Origin of the sequence: Protaetiibacter larvae (assembly GCF_008365275.1) — a bacterium.
In the GTDB taxonomy this organism is placed as follows: domain Bacteria; phylum Actinomycetota; class Actinomycetes; order Actinomycetales; family Microbacteriaceae; genus Homoserinibacter; species Homoserinibacter larvae.
Window position 1 is genome coordinate 1,530,505 of sequence record NZ_CP043504.1, and the last position, 14,485, is coordinate 1,544,989.

Consider the following 14,485-nt stretch of genomic DNA (forward strand, 5'->3'; position numbering starts at 1 on the left):
GATGACATCTCGCGGGATACATCTGGGGGATGATTTCGGGGGCGTGGGGGCGGGGCGGAGGCTGGGGGCGCGTACCGTGAGGGGCATGTTCCGGCGGCTCACGACGACCCAGCTCGTCGTCGACATCATCGTCGCCGTCGCGTTCCTCGGGTTGAGCGTCGTCATGATCTACGGGGTCCGCGTGAGCTACGGCGGGATCTCCGACAGCGGGCTCTGGCAGGCGATCGTGCTGATCGGGATGTCGGGTGCCCTCGCGCTGCGCCGCCTCGCACCGGGTCTCGCCCTCGGCGTGGCGTGGATCACCGCCGTGACGCAGATGCTCGCAGGTGTCGTGCCGAATCCCGCCAACCTCGCGACCTTCGCGGTGGTCTACGCGGCCGCGGCCTACGGCACCTCGCTCGTGCGCTGGCTCGCCCTCGCCTCCGCCCTCGTCGCACCCGTGACGATCACCTTCTACGTGCTCTTCACGCAGGGCTTCGGGGATCTCAGCTTCTGTCTGCAGTTCCAGTACGCCTATTGCGCGAGCTATGTGCCCGAGCTCGCCGGGCGCGCGGTCGGCTGGTTCGTCGCGTTCGCCTTCTCCTTCCTGCTCGCCTGGACGATCGGGCAACTCGTGCGCACCCGCATCCGCGCGCGCGCGAGCCGGGAGGCGACGATCGCCGCCGAGCTCGAGATCGCCGCCGAGCAGGAGCGCACGCGGATCGCGCGCGACATGCACGACGTGGTGGCGCATTCGCTCGCCGTGGTGGTCGCTCAGGCCGATGGGGCGCGCTACGTCGCCGAGACCGATCCGGACGCCACCCGCGAGGCGCTGCGGGCGATCGCGACGACCGCACGCGAGGCGCTCGCCGACGTGCGCGTGCTGCTCGCCCAGCTGCGCTTCCCCCAGGAGGACGGCCCGCAGCCGACCCTCGTCGACCTCGACCGCCTGTACGGCCAGGTCCGGCAGTCGGGCCTCAGCCTCGTGGAGGAGACCACGGGCACCCCGCTGGCGCTCGGTGCAGCCCAGCAGCTCGCGGTGTACCGCATCGTGCAGGAGTCGCTCACCAACGCGCTGCGCCACGCCGACACGGCGAAGGACGTGCTCGTGCGCTTCGACTGGACGCGCTACGGCCTCGAGATCGGCATCCAGAGCGCGCTGCCCGAGTTGAAGCCCCGCACGGGCGTCATCCACCTCGCGTCCGCGGCCCACGAGGGCCACGGCATCGCGGGCATGACCGAGCGCGCCGCCCTCACGGGGGGCTGGCTCCGGACGCGCACCGAATCCGGACGCTTCATCGTGACCGCGTGGCTCCCCGTCGCGCAGGCGACCACCCTCGAACCGCCGCCGTTCCCGACCGCGAACCCGGAGCCCGCCCGATGACCTCCCCGATCCGCGTCGCGCTCGTCGACGACCAGGCGCTGTTCCGCACCGGCATCCGGATGCTCGTGAGCTCGCAGGCGGACCTGGAGTTCGCGGGCGAGGCGGGTGACGGTCTCGAGGGGGTGGCGCTCGCGGCGCGGGTGCAGCCCGACGTCGTGCTCATGGACATCCGGATGCCTGTCATGGACGGCATCGAGTCGACCGAACGCATCCTCTCCGCCGCCGACGCGGCGGGCCGCGAGAGTCCGCGGGTGATCGTGCTCACCACCTTCGACCTGGACGAGGCGGCCACGCGCGCCATCCGGGCGGGGGCGAGCGGGTTCCTGCTGAAGGACTCCGACCCCGAGTTCCTGCTCGCCGCGATCCGCACGGTGCACGCGGGGACCGCGGTGATCGCGCCCTCGGCGACGCGCGAGCTGTTCGAGCACTTCGACTCGCGTGGTGCATCCGTGAGCGAGCCGCCGGAGTTCGGGGCGCTCACCGCCCGGGAACGCGACATCTTCCTGCTGGCGGGCCGCGGCCTGAGCAACTCGGAGATCGCGCGCAGCGAGTTCGTCTCGGAGGCCACCGTGAAGACCCACATCTCGCGCATCCTCGCGAAACTGGGGCTGCGGGACCGCGTGCAGCTCGTCGTCTACGCCTTCGAGCACCGCCTGCTCGACTGACCGGCCATCATCCGTGCGGGGGATGCGGATGGGCCTGGCGCGGGATGTGCGCCACCCGCGGTGGTTCCTAGCGTCGAAGCATGGACCTCACCACCAGCATCCCCACCGTCACCGGCAATCCCGCCGCCGCGAGCCTCGTCGCCCGCGTCGAGAACCTCACGAAGAGCTACGGCGCCCACCTCTCCCGGGTCGACGCCCTGCGGGAGGTGACCCTCGGCATCCGCCGCGGGGAGTTCACCGCGGTCATGGGGCCGTCGGGCTCCGGCAAGTCGACGCTCATGCACATCATGGCCGGCCTCGACTCGCCCACTGCGGGCCGGGTCTGGCTCGGCGACAGCGAGATCGGCTCGCTCGGCGACGACCAGCTGACGCTGCTGCGCCGTCGCCGCGTCGGCTTCGTCTTCCAGGCGTTCAACCTCGTGCCCACGCTCGATGTCGAAGGCAACCTGCTGCTGCCGTTCGAGCTCGACGGTCGCACCCCGAGCCCGCAGGAGCGCGCCTGGATCGACGAGCTCGAGACGGTGCTCGGCCTCGACTCCCGCCTGAGCCACCGTCCGCACGAGCTCTCCGGCGGCCAGCAGCAGCGCGTCGCCATCGCGCGGGCCCTCGTGACCCGACCCGAGCTGGTGTTCGCCGACGAGCCCACCGGCAACCTCGACTCCCGCACGGGCCGCGAGGTGCTTCAGGTGCTGCAGTCGGCGGCCCGCGGCTACGGCCAGTCGATCGCCATGGTCACCCACGACCCGGTGGCGGCGAGCTTCGCCGACCGGGTCTTGTTCCTCGCCGACGGCCGTCTCGTGGACGACCGCTCCGGGATGTCGGCCGCCGAGATCGCGAACTACATGCTCGCGATGGACCAGGCCGCCTGATGGCCGCCGTGTCGACCTCGACGGGCCTGCGCGAGCACGGTTCCTCGATCCTCGTGGCGGGGCTCTCCGCCGCGTTCGGCGTCGCCCTGCTGCAGGTGACGGGTGCGCTCACCGACGTGATCCGCGCCGACGACGTGCTGGGCGCGAGCGCGACCGTCACGGCGATCCTCGGGATCATCGCCGTCGTGTTCCTGGTGATCGCGGTCTACGTCGGCTCGATCGTTACGGCCAACACCTTCGCGACGATCGTGGCCGGTCGCGCGCGACTCATCGCCCTGCTGCGGCTCGTGGGCGCGAGTGCGCGGGCGCAGCGCCGCGCGGTGGCCCGTGAGGGGCTGGTGGTGGGCGCGCTGGGATCGGCGGCCGGCGCGGTCGTCGGCACGGCGATCGCGCTCGGGCTGGAGCGGACGGGGGTCGCGCTGGGATGGCTTCCGGATGTCGCGCACGACTGGTTCCGTCCGATGCTGCTCGTGCCGGTCGTGGTCGTCGTGCTGACCACCTGGCTCGCCTCGTGGATCGGGTCGCGGCGGGTGCTGAGCGTCACGCCCCTGCAGGCGATCGGCGGCTCGCAACCGCTGTCGCACGAGGCGGTCCGGGCGCGCCCTGCCCGCAATGCGGTGGCGATCGCGCTCATCGTGATCGGCTCCGGCCTGCTGGTGCTCGGCATGCTGGTGGGCCTCGTGAACCCGCTCGGTGTGCTCATCGGGCTCGTCGGCGGCGTGCTGTCGTTCTCGGGGGTCGTGTCCGGTGCCCACCTGTTCATGCCGCCCGCGCTGCGCCTCGTGGGGCGCATCCTGGGTCGCTCCCCGTCGGCCCGCCTCGCGGCCGCGAACGCCGTGCGCTACCCGGAGCGGGCATCCCGCACCACGATCGGCGTCGTGATCGGGGTGACCCTCGTCACGATGTTCGGGGTGGCGATCGCGAGCTTCCGCACGCTCATCGCGCAGGCGCAGGAGGCGCAGCCGGAGGTGTACCAGGGCATGGATGCGCTGCTCGACGCGCTCACCGCCGTGTTCTCGATCCTCGTGGGGGTGAGCGCCCTCATCGCCGCGGTCGGCCTCGTGAACGCCCTGTCGCTGAGCGTGCTGCAGCGCACCCGCGAGCTGGGGCTGCTGCGGGCGCTCGGGTTCTCGAGGAGCCAGCTGCGCCGGATGGTGCTCGCCGAGAGCGTGCAGCTCACCGCCACCGCGGTCGTGGTGGGGCTGCTGCTCGGCACCTTCTACGGCTGGGCGGGTGCGCAGTCGCTGCTCGGCTCGGCGCAGGGCATGCCGGGGATCGTCGCCCCCGGGGTGCCGTGGGCGACGATCGGCGCGGTCGTGGTCGCCGCCGCCGTGCTGACGATCGTGGCCACCGTCGCGCCCGCCCGCCGGGCCGCTCGGCTCGCACCTGTGGCGGCGCTCGCCGTCGACTGATCCGAGGGACGTGCCCGGAAGCGGAGGCTCAGGCGCTCTCGCGCCCGGGCGCCCCGCCGAGCAGGTCGACCGCGCCGGTCATCACGTCGCCCCGCATGAGGCCGTTGTCGTTGCGTGACACCAGGCACGACATGAAGTAGCGTGCGCCGTCGATCGGGGGATAGCGGTCGAGCGCCTCCCACTCCGGCGAGTCGTCGAAGATGCTCGCCCAGGCGTACATGGTGCTCCGATCGAATCCGAGCGCCACCTCCGAGACGAGGCCGTCGCACACCCCGGACGCCGTCTGCCAGTCGGCGTCGCTCAGCTGATCCATCGGCTTCACGAAGTCGATGCCGAACGCCGCCCGGGCGTCGAAGCTGAGGATCGTCTGGTCGGTGTGCGGCTCGTCGCACCAGGAGAACTCGATCGTGTCGTCGTCGCCGTAGATCCAGCAGTCCCGCATCTCGACCGGGTAGTCGGGGGAGAAGACATCTCGCACGGTGAGCTCGGCGGGCTCCCGGGTCGACTCCAGCCACCCGAGCGAGCAGAGGGTGCGATGCTCGCCCGCCACGAAGGCGGCGCGGGAGGCCAGCGAGCGGTCGACGGCCCACGGGCCGACGGGCATCACCCAGAGGGCGTTGAAGCTGTTGCCGATCTCGGGGCCCGACCATCCGACGGCCTCGCGGAGCGCCGTCGAGCAGAAGTCGTCCGCCCAGCTGAAGTAGCGGTCCACGAGCTCGCCCGAGTCGGCGGCGACGATCGTCGAGAACACGGTGCCGGGATCGCTCTGCGCGATCGCCTCCGCCATCCCGGGCCATTCGCCGATGCCGACCACGTCGTAGAGGTGGGGCGCCGTGCAGGGCACGAGCGAGGTCCAGTCGGAGTCGAGCCCGTTCATCTCGTCGAGGCAGTCGGCGATTCCGGGGGTCGCGCGGGACTCGGGAGCCGCCTCGACAGGTTCCGGGGTGACGACCTGGCGCGGGGGCAGCGGGATGTAGACGGTGGTGCAGCCGGTGAGGGCGACGGTGACGACGATCGCGATCAGGAGCACCGTGCGCCTCATCCAGAACTCCCCTCAGCTTCCATCGGTGAGCACACTGTAGCGGCAGGGATCGCCCGCTTCGCATCCCCCGAGCGGGCGGTGCTACCCTGAACGGGTGCGTTTCGGCCTTCTCCTTCTTAGCCGCCGCGACGGGTCCTAGTTCTCAGGCCTTCCCCGTCGCGGAGTCCGTTGTCGGCCGCACACGACTAGGAAGAAAAGAAGCATGAAGAACACCCAGACCCCCTCCTCGATGCCGATCCACCGGTATCGCCCGTACCACGAGCAGTTCCGCGTCGAGCTGCCGGATCGCACCTGGCCCGACACGCGCATCGAGAAGGCGCCCCTGTGGTGCGCCGTCGACCTCCGTGACGGCAACCAGGCCCTCATCGACCCGATGAGCCCCGAACGCAAGCGCATCATGTTCGACCTGCTGGTGCGGATGGGCTACAAGCAGATCGAGGTGGGCTTCCCCTCGGCGAGCCAGACCGACTTCGACTTCGTGCGGCAGCTCATCGAGGAAGGCCTCATCCCGGACGACGTCACCATCCAGGTGCTCACCCAGGCGCGCGACCACCTCATCGAGCGCACCTACGAGTCGATCCGCGGCGCCAAGAACGTGATCGTGCACCTCTACAACTCGACGAGCGTGCTGCAGCGCGACGTCGTGTTCCGCACCGACCGGCAGGGGGTCATCGACATCGCCCTGCACGGCGCGCGGAAGTGCCGCGAGCTCGAGGCGACCGTGCCCGGAACCAACGTCTTCTACGAGTACTCGCCGGAGAGCTACACCGGCACCGAGCTCGAGTTCGCGGTGGAGGTCTGCAACCAGGTGATCGAGGTGTTCGAGCCGACCCCCGAGCGCAAGGTCATCATCAACCTGCCCTCGACCGTCGAGATGGCCACCCCGAACGTCTACGCCGACTCGATCGAGTGGATGAGCCGCCACCTCGCCCACCGCGAGAACGTCATCCTGAGCCTGCACCCCCACAACGACCGCGGCACCGCGATCGCGGCGGCGGAGCTCGGCTACCAGGCCGGCGCCGACCGCATCGAGGGATGCCTGTTCGGCAACGGGGAGCGCACCGGCAACGTCGACCTCGTCGCGCTCGGCATCAACCTGTTCACCCAGGGCATCGATCCGCAGATCGACTTCTCCGACCTCGACGCGATCCGGGTGACCGCCGAGTACTGCAACCAGCTGAAGGTGCACGAGCGCAGCCCGTGGGCGGGCGACCTCGTGTACACGGCCTTCTCGGGCTCCCACCAGGACGCCATCAAGAAGGGCTTCGAGTCGATGGAGGCCGAGGCCGCGCGCCGTGGCGTCCCGGTGACCGAGCTCGAGTGGGCGGTGCCCTACCTGCCGGTCGACCCGAAGGATCTGGGCCGCGGCTACGAGGCCGTCGTGCGCGTCAACTCGCAGTCGGGCAAGGGCGGGGTCGCCTACCTGCTCAAGACCGACCACGCCCTCGACCTGCCCCGCAAGCTGCAGATCGAGTTCAGCGCCGTCGTGCAGGCGAAGACGGACGCCGAGGGCGGCGAGGTCACGAGCGAGCAGATCTGGGAGATCTTCCAGGACGAGTACCTGCCGGCCGCCGACCCGACCGACAAGTGGGGCCGCTACGAACTGCTCTCGACCCGCACCGCGAGCGAGCTCACGGGCGTGGTGAGCCTCGACCTGCGCTGGCGCGTGGGCGAGGAGGTCTCGGACGTGCACGGCGAGGGGAACGGACCCATCGCGGCGTTCCTCGGCATCCTGGCGGCGCAGGGCCACGAGATCAAGCTCTACGACTACGTCGAGCACGCGCTCAGCGCCTCCGGCGACGCGCAGGCGGCCGCCTACGTCGAGCTGCAGGTGGGCGACAAGCGACTGTGGGGCGTGGGCATCGACGCCGACATCTCGACGGCGTCCCTCAAGGCGGTCGTGTCGGCGGTCAACCGCGCGGTGCGCCACGAGTCGGGCGACCTGGCCCTCGCCGCCGTCTGAGCGCGTCACGTCCGTTCACGCGAGGGTGGCGCGGGGACTCAGCGAGCGGATGAGGTCGGCGAGACCGTCGACCCCGCTCGACGCCTGGATCTCCGCGCCGATCCGGGCGCTCGCGCGCGCGTAGCGGTCGTCGGCGAGCACCTCCCGCACGGCATCGCGGATGGCGGATGCGGTGGGCGTGCCGGTCCGGAGGTTCACGCCGACCCCCGCCCACGCGACCCGTGCCGCGGTCTCGGGCTTGTCCTCGGTGTCGCCCGCCACCACGATCGGCACACCGCGCTCGAGCGCGTAGTGCAGGCCGCCGTAGCCGCCGTTGGTGACGAAGACGTCGACGCGCGGCATGAGCTCGGCGTAGGGGAGCATTTCGGCTGCGCGGGCGTTGGCGGGCAGCTCGCCGAGCTCGGCGACGGGTTTGCCGCCCGTGCTGACCACGACCAGCACGTCCTCCTCGGCGAGGGCGTCGAGGGTGGGGCGGATGAGCTCGCCGAGGTTCTCGTTGGCGACGGTGCCCTGGGTGACGTGCACCACGGGCGTGCCGCCGTCGAGGTCGTGCCACCACGATGGCCGGGCGTGATCCGAGGGGGCGAGCCGTGAGACGGGGCCGAAGAATCGCAGCTTCGCGGGACCGTCGCTGCGCGGGTACTCGAACGACGGCACCGTGAACTGGGCGATCGCGTCGGCGTACCGCGGCCAGTCGAGGAAGAAGCCGCCCATGTCGTGTCCGGTCATCTCGCGCATCGCCGCGTCCGCGCTGCGCTGGTTCTCGCGGAACAGCACGTGCTGCATGGCCCAGGCGAGCACGCGATTCCGGATGCGCCCGAGCGGGCTCGCGTCGGGCGCGAGGCCGAGGCCGAACGGCGCCACGTCGCGGCTGCCGACTCCGAGGGGGAGGATCCCGCAGACCACGACCGGGGGGTGTCCCGGGGTGTGGAGGAGCCCCGCACTCCCGGAGAACCCGGACTCGGTGAGCACGGCGTCGACCGGCTCCTCGGCGATGGCGGCGAGCAGCGCCCGATACTGGGCGGCCGCAGGCCGGATGAACACCCGGTCGAGGTTCTCGCGCAATGCCGCCGTCCCGCTCAGGCGACGCTCGTCGATGTCGCGTACGACGTCACTCTCGAGCTGGTCCGCTTCGGCGGGCAAGGGGAGGAACTCGGCGCCGGTGGCGCGCACGCGGTCGGCGAAGGCGGCGCCGGTGAGGAAGCGGACGCGGATGTCGAGTTCGGTGAACCGGCGGGCGACGCCGAGCATGGGGGCGACGTGCCCCTCGAAGGGGATCGCGCCGAGGAGGACGGTGGTCATGGGGTGCTCTTTCGATGGTGGATGGTATGATGGACAGGTGAATACGGTCGTTGAGTATTCACTACCATTCGAACCAAGTCAATACCCGGGAGACGCATGCCGACCGACACCCGCCGATACAGCTCCGAGCTCCGCGAGCAGCAGGCTGCCCAGACGCGCCAGCGCATCGTGGAGGCGGCGGTCGTGCGGTTCGGCCAGAACGGGTACGAGCGCACGACGCTCGCCGAGATCGCCGCGGAGGCGAAGGTGTCGGTCGAGACCGTCCGCGCGCACGGCCCCAAGTCGGCCCTCGTGCTCGCGGCGGTCGAGTGCGTCAGCTACGACCACGAAGTCCAGCCGTTCATCGAGAGCGAGCTCGGCCAGGGCTACCTCGCCCAGACGGATCCGGAGTCGTACCTCGATCACGCGGTGCGGGTCAGCCTCGAGATCAACAAGCTCAGCTTCGGCGCGTACGCCGCGCTCGCGAGTGCCGCCGCCGGCGATCCCGAGCTCGATCGCGCGCTCACCGCGCGTCTCGCCCTCGCGCGCGAGGAGATCGACCAGCTCGTGGGGATCTGCATCGATCGGGGCTGGGCGCGCACCGACCTGCCCCGGGACGAGCTCGTGGCATCCGTCTGGGTTCTCGTCATGCCGGAGACCTACGAGCGTCTCGTGCACCGGGCCGGATTCGACGACGAGCGCTACCTCGCCTGGCTGCGCCGCTCGCTCGCCGAGACGATCCGTCCGCGCGGCTGAGCTCCGCGGGTGCGCCCGGGCGCTATGGGCGCGACTTGGGGCGGCGGATGATGCGGATGGCGCCCGTCGGAAGGTGGCGTTGCTCGGGGAGTGTCCAATGGAAGGCGACGGCGAGCACGCGCACCCCGAAGGTGACCACGACGCACACGATCCCGGCGACCAGCACATCCACCCCGAACGCGTCGAGCACGACGAGCGCCGAGGTGCCCACGATCGTGGCGACGGCGTAGAGCGACCCCACCTGCATGATCGCGATCGGCAGGTTCAGCAGCAGGTCGCGCAGCACCGAGCCGCCGACCGCCGAGATCGAGCCGACGAAGATCGCGGGCACCGGAGGAAGGCCGAGCGCGAGCGCCTTCGTGGTGCCGATCGCACCGAACAGGCCGATCGTCACCGCGTCGAGCACGTTGATCGTCACCCCGAGCCGGTGCACGAGGCGCTGCAGCAGCATCCCGCCGAGCGCCGCGACGGTCGCGACCGGCAGATACCAGTTGCTCTGCAGGGCGAGCGGCACCTGATTCAGCAGCAGGTCGCGGATGAGACCGCCGCCGAAGCCGGTCGCGATGCCGATGATCGCGACCCCGAGCAGGTCGAGGCGCCGGTCACGGAACTGGGCCGCGAACGCCGCCCCCTGCACGCTGCCGATCCCGACCGCCAGCAGGTCGATCCACAGCGGGGTCGTGAAGACGTCGTCGGTCACGCCCCATTCGTAGCACGCCGAGCACGATCACGATGAGACCCAGCAGCGCGGCGAGCCCGTTTCCCAGCAGCAGGAACGTGACATCCGCTGCGCTCGCGTGCTCGAGGTGCGCGGCGTGGAACACGAAGTGCGGCACGGCGAACACGGTGTACGCGACCCCCGCGGTGATCACGAGCGCCGGGCGGGGGACGATGATCGCGGCGATCAGCACGGCGGCGATCGCGAGGGTCGCCCCGCCGAAGTCGCGCGCATAGTGTTCAGCGAACGGCGGGGTGAGCTCGACCGTCGGGAAGTCGGTGTAGAAGCTCTCGGGCCAGAACTGGTTCCAGGCGCCGATCACGAGCTCGACGGCCGCGAGGATGCCGAGCGCGATCCGGGTGACGGCGGTCATCGGGTCACCTCCTCGGCGAGGTAGTCGCGGAAGGTGACGTGCCCTGCGCCGGGCAGTCCCGGCATGTGCGCGCCGGAGCGGAACTCCTTCATGAGCTTCCCCGGCAGGTGCAGGGTCCAGATCGGTCGGCGGATGCCGTGCGCCTCCTGCCATTGCTGGGCGTACGCGCGAAGTGTCAACTGCTCGGGCCCGCCGAGGTCGGCCACCCGGCCCTGCGGCCCCGCCTCGGCGAGCTCGACGAGCCGCTCCGCCACCTCGGGCAGGTGGATCGTCTGCGCCGAGATCGGCAGCACGAGCGTCACCGGGAGCCGGCGTTCGGCATCCAGGAACTCCGAGACGAAACCGTGGAACTGGGCGACCCGGATGATCGTGTACGGCACGCCGGACGCGGCGATCGCCTGCTCGCTCGCAACCTTGTCGCGGTAGTAGCCGAAGGGGATGCGGTCGACGCCGACGATCGAGATGAACACGAGGTGCGCGCCGGTTCCGGCGAGCGCATCCAGAAGTCGGCGGGTCTGCCCGATGTCCTTCGAGCGCGAGGTGGCGAGGTGCAGCACGGTGTCGACCCCGGCGAGCGCGGCGGCGAGGCCGTCGCCCGTGTCGAGGTCGGCGACGACGTGGTCGGTGCCGGGGCGACGGCTGAGGATGCGCACCGCGTGACCGTGGGCGCGGAGGGCGTCGACGGCGTGGCGGCCGAGGCGGCCGGTGCCGCCGGTGACGAGGGTGGTCATGGGTGTCCTTTCGGGGAACTCACCTGCTCAGACCGGACGGCGCCTCGATTCGTGACAGCTTTGCCGGATTCATGACGTTGTAGAAGCCGCGGATGCCGTCGGGGCCGATGTCGACCGTCCAGACCGCGGCGGGTGCGCCCTCGCGCAGTCCCACGAAGGCGAGGCCGCCGTTGTACTGCGCCGGCACGTTGTCGAGGTCGTAGGCGAACTTCTCGAGCACGCCCAGCAGGAACCGGCCGACGCGGTCTCGCCCGACCACGGGTTTGCGCGCGGCGAGCACGAACCCGCCGCCGTCGGAGAGGGCGACGACGTCCTCGGTGAGCACCGCCTCGAGGGCGTCGAGGTCGCCGCGCTGGGCGGCGGCGATGAACGCGGTCAGCAGCCGCTCGCGCTCGGCGGGGGAGACCTCCGCGGTGCGCGCCGTCGTGAGGTGGCCGCGGGCGCGGCTCGCGAGCTGCCGGGCGTTCGCCTCGCTCGTCTCGAGCACCTCGGCGATCCGCCGGTAGGGGTAGTCGAAGGCCTCGTGCAGCACGTAGGCGGCGCGTTCGGCGGGGGTGAGGCGCTCGAGCAGGGTCAGCACCGCGAACGACAGCGCCTCGGCGCGTTCGGCGCCGAGCGCGGGGTCCGCGGCGGTGTCGACGGGCTCCGGGAGCCACGGGCCGACGTAGCTCTCGCGGCGTGCGCGGGCCGAGTCGAGCTCGGTGAGGGCGAGCCGGGTGACGGTGGTGGCGAGGAACGCGGCGGGCTCGCGGACGGCGTCCCGGTCGGCGCGCTGCCAGCGCAGCCAGGCCTCCTGCACGAGGTCCTCGGCCTCGGCGACCGTGCCCAGCATGCGGTACGCGATGCCGAACAGGCGCGGCCGTACCTTCTCGAAGGTGGCGAGGTGCGCGTCCGACGTCACCCGACCATCCTGGCACCGGGTTGCGTCGGAAAAGCAGGCTGAAGTGTGCAGGAGCGCGCGTGGGGCGTCGTCGGGATGCGATCGAGCCTGCTTTTCCGACGCCGACCCGCGGATGCCGAAGCGCGGCACCGCTAGCAGCACCGCGCATTCCGCAACTCAGGAGAATACTGGGCCGCGGTCGCGCGCATCTGGCAGCTGTCCCGATTCTCCTGAGTTGCGAAAGGTGCGGGATGCGGGAGCGGGTCAGCGGAAGCGGTCCTCGGCGCTCGCGGGGGGCGCGACCGAGACGTCGATGCGCTCCTGCGCGCCAAGCGACGACCAGGCGGAGGCGACGCCCTTCGCGGCGTGCTGGGAGGCTCGCACCGCGCGCTCGTCGGCCCAGGAGTTGAGGCGGTGACCGGAGTGCCCGCGCACGTGCTCGAGCACCACATCCGGGAGCCCCGCCGCGCGCCGCGCGTCGCGGGCGGCGATGAGCTGCTCGAGGATGTCGCGGTTCTTCACGGGCTGCTTGGCCGCCGTCTTCCAGCCGCGGGCGCGGTGGCCGTCCATCCACTTCGTGTAGGTGTCGATCGCGTACTTCGAGTCGGCCTGCACCACGAGGTTCGCCACGTCCCGGTGGTCGTCGATGGCGTGCAGCAGCCCCAGCAGTTCGCCGATGTTGTTGGTGCCCTCGGGGATGGATCCTGCCGCCCAGTGGCCGTCCTCGCCGACCCACGCCCAGCCGGCGGGGCCCGGGTTGCCTTTGCAGGCGCCGTCGGTGGCGACGATGTAGCGATCCGTGGTGCTCACCACGACAGGCTACGGCTCGCGCATCCCCGCGGATGACGGTGTCGCGGGGGAGAATGGTCATCGTGCCGACCTTTCGTGACGAAGCCGTTGTGCTGCGCACCCACAAGCTGGGTGAGGCCGACCGCATCGTGACGATGCTGAGCAGGCAGCACGGCAAGATCCGCGCCGTCGCGAAGGGGGTGCGCCGCACCGGCTCGCGCTTCGGGGCGCGGCTGGAGCCCTTCATGGTGGTCGATGTGCAGTGCTATATCGGCCGCAGCCTCGACATCGTGCAGCAGGCCGAGACGCTCGGCCCCTACGGCGGCGACATCGTGGGCGACTACGCCCGCTACACCGCGGCGACCGCGATGGTCGAGACCGCCGACCGCCTCACCGAGCACGAGGCGGGTCTGCAGCACTACCTGCTGCTCGTGGGGGCGCTGCGCTCGCTGAGTCGTGCCGAGCATCCCGCGGGTCTCACCCTCGACTCCTACCTGCTGCGCGCCCTCTCGATCGCGGGATGGGCGCCGAGCTTCGTCGACTGCGCCGTCACGGGCGAGCCGGGTCCGCACAGCGCGTTCGTCGTGCAGCTCGGCGGGGTCGTGTCGGATGCGGCGGCGCCTCCCGGCTCCCCGCGCCTCGACCCCGCCACCCTCGAACTGCTCGCCGCCCTTCTCGCGGGCGACTGGGCGACCGCGGATGCCGCCGACGAGCGCACCCGCGCCCAGGCGTCCGGGGTGACCGCCGCCTACACCCAGTTCCACCTCGAGCGCAGCCTGCGCTCGCTCGAGCACGTCGACCGGACGAGCGCGTGAGCCCGGTCGAGAAGACGCACCGCGACGCCGTCGACTTCGTGCCGCTCGACTGGACGGGCGTCCACCCGCCGGCGTTCCCGGCATCCGCGGTGCCCGAGCATGTGGCGATCGTCATGGACGGCAACGGTCGCTGGGCCAACCGCAAAGGGCTCACGCGCATCGAGGGGCACAAGGCGGGGGAGGCGTCGCTGCTGGATGTCGTGGCCGGCGCCATCCAGATCGGGGTGAAGCATCTCTCGGTGTACGCCTTCTCGACCGAGAACTGGAAGCGCAGCCCCGACGAGGTGCGCTTCCTCATGGGTTTCAACCGTGACGTGCTGCACCGTCGCCGCGACCAGCTCAACGAGTGGGGGGTGCGGGTGCGCTGGGCGGGGCGCAAGCCCCGACTGTGGCGCTCGGTCATCGAGGAGCTGCAGTTCGCCGAGCGCCTCACCGCCCACAACTCCACGCTGACCCTCACGATGTGCGTCAACTACGGCGGGCGCACCGAGTTGCAGGATGCCGTGCGGGGCATCGCGCGGGAGGTCGCCGCGGGGCGACTCGACCCCGACCGCATCAGCGAGAAGACCATCCAGCGCCACCTCTACACGCCCGACCTTCCCGACGTCGACCTCTTCGTGCGCAGCTCGGGCGAGCAGCGCACGAGCAACTTCCTGCTGTGGCAGAGCGCATACGCCGAGATGGTGTTCCTCGACACCCTCTGGCCCGACTTCACGCGTGCCGAGCTGTGGCACGCGATCGAGCTGTACGCCCGGCGCACCCGCCGCTTCGGCGGCGCGGTCGACGCACCGAGCGCGTGAGGCGATCGGGCTGCTGAGCGCACTGGGC

The 14,485-nt window shown here is 71.2% G+C and carries 15 protein-coding genes; 8 read left to right on the top strand and 7 right to left on the bottom strand.

The features are described 5' to 3' along the window. The first annotated feature begins 85 nt into the window (after positions 1-85). The 4 genes from FLP23_RS07230 (at position 86) to FLP23_RS07245 (ending at position 4,309) form a co-directional block, all read left to right on the top strand. Positions 86-1,363 carry a sensor histidine kinase gene (locus FLP23_RS07230; RefSeq protein ID WP_149325234.1) on the top strand — a complete coding sequence of 426 codons (1,278 nt, stop codon included), beginning with the start codon at positions 86-88 and terminating at the stop codon, positions 1,361-1,363. After that, positions 1,360-2,028, top strand: coding sequence for a response regulator (locus FLP23_RS07235; protein WP_149325235.1), 669 nt, complete (start codon positions 1,360-1,362; stop codon positions 2,026-2,028). Before FLP23_RS07230 ends, FLP23_RS07235 begins: the two co-directional genes overlap by 4 nt. 80 nt (positions 2,029-2,108) lie before the next feature. Beyond that, positions 2,109-2,897, top strand: coding sequence for an ABC transporter ATP-binding protein (locus FLP23_RS07240; RefSeq protein WP_149325236.1), 789 nt, complete (start codon positions 2,109-2,111; stop codon positions 2,895-2,897). Further along, entirely contained in the window at positions 2,897-4,309 is a 1,413-nt protein-coding gene (locus FLP23_RS07245; RefSeq protein WP_149325237.1) for an ABC transporter permease, read from the top strand. Before FLP23_RS07240 ends, FLP23_RS07245 begins: the two co-directional genes overlap by 1 nt. Before the next feature lie 28 nt (positions 4,310-4,337). Here the strand turns inward: FLP23_RS07245 and FLP23_RS07250 are convergent, their stop codons facing one another. Continuing rightward, the gene (locus tag FLP23_RS07250; RefSeq protein WP_149325238.1) at positions 4,338-5,351 is read right to left on the bottom strand and encodes a hypothetical protein; all 1,014 of its coding nucleotides are present in this window, start codon (positions 5,349-5,351) and stop codon (positions 4,338-4,340) included. A 202-nt stretch (positions 5,352-5,553) separates the two neighbouring features. Between FLP23_RS07250 and leuA the strand changes: the two genes are divergently transcribed. Continuing rightward, the gene (gene leuA, locus FLP23_RS07255; protein ID WP_149325239.1) at positions 5,554-7,314 is read left to right on the top strand and encodes a 2-isopropylmalate synthase; all 1,761 of its coding nucleotides are present in this window, start codon (positions 5,554-5,556) and stop codon (positions 7,312-7,314) included. Between the two features lie 15 nt (positions 7,315-7,329). Here leuA and FLP23_RS07260 read toward each other — a convergent pair whose 3' ends face one another. Beyond that, positions 7,330-8,616 (bottom strand): nucleotide disphospho-sugar-binding domain-containing protein, encoded by a 1,287-nt coding sequence (locus FLP23_RS07260; protein WP_149325240.1) that lies wholly within the window; start codon positions 8,614-8,616, stop codon positions 7,330-7,332. 96 nt (positions 8,617-8,712) lie between these two features. Between FLP23_RS07260 and FLP23_RS07265 the strand changes: the two genes are divergently transcribed. Then, positions 8,713-9,351 carry a TetR/AcrR family transcriptional regulator gene (locus FLP23_RS07265; RefSeq protein WP_149325241.1) on the top strand — a complete coding sequence of 213 codons (639 nt, stop codon included), beginning with the start codon at positions 8,713-8,715 and terminating at the stop codon, positions 9,349-9,351. A gap of 22 nt (positions 9,352-9,373) precedes the next feature. On the opposite strand, the gene FLP23_RS07270 is transcribed toward FLP23_RS07265, so the two are convergent. The 5 genes from FLP23_RS07270 to FLP23_RS07290 form a co-directional block, all read right to left on the bottom strand. Beyond that, positions 9,374-10,051, bottom strand: coding sequence for a trimeric intracellular cation channel family protein (locus FLP23_RS07270; protein ID WP_149325242.1), 678 nt, complete (start codon positions 10,049-10,051; stop codon positions 9,374-9,376). Further along, on the bottom strand, positions 9,954-10,442 hold the full coding sequence (locus tag FLP23_RS07275) for a DUF4345 family protein (protein ID WP_149325243.1): 489 nt from the start codon (positions 10,440-10,442) through the stop codon (positions 9,954-9,956). Before FLP23_RS07275 ends, FLP23_RS07270 begins: the two co-directional genes overlap by 98 nt. Further along, on the bottom strand, positions 10,439-11,173 hold the full coding sequence (locus tag FLP23_RS07280) for an SDR family oxidoreductase (protein WP_149325244.1): 735 nt from the start codon (positions 11,171-11,173) through the stop codon (positions 10,439-10,441). Before FLP23_RS07280 ends, FLP23_RS07275 begins: the two co-directional genes overlap by 4 nt. Positions 11,174-11,192: 19 nt before the next feature. Beyond that, positions 11,193-12,074, bottom strand: coding sequence for an RNA polymerase sigma-70 factor (locus FLP23_RS07285; RefSeq protein WP_149325245.1), 882 nt, complete (start codon positions 12,072-12,074; stop codon positions 11,193-11,195). Positions 12,075-12,317: 243 nt separating this feature from the next. Then, entirely contained in the window at positions 12,318-12,863 is a 546-nt protein-coding gene (locus tag FLP23_RS07290) for a ribonuclease H family protein (protein ID WP_149325246.1), read from the bottom strand. 62 nt (positions 12,864-12,925) lie between these two features. Between FLP23_RS07290 and recO the strand changes: the two genes are divergently transcribed. Both recO and FLP23_RS07300 read left to right on the top strand, forming a co-directional pair. Then, the gene (recO, locus tag FLP23_RS07295) at positions 12,926-13,657 is read left to right on the top strand and encodes a DNA repair protein RecO (RefSeq protein ID WP_149325247.1); all 732 of its coding nucleotides are present in this window, start codon (positions 12,926-12,928) and stop codon (positions 13,655-13,657) included. Further along, positions 13,654-14,457, top strand: a complete 804-nt coding sequence (locus tag FLP23_RS07300; protein WP_149325248.1) for an isoprenyl transferase — start codon at positions 13,654-13,656, stop codon at positions 14,455-14,457. Before recO ends, FLP23_RS07300 begins: the two co-directional genes overlap by 4 nt. The last annotated feature ends 28 nt before the right edge of the window (positions 14,458-14,485 follow it).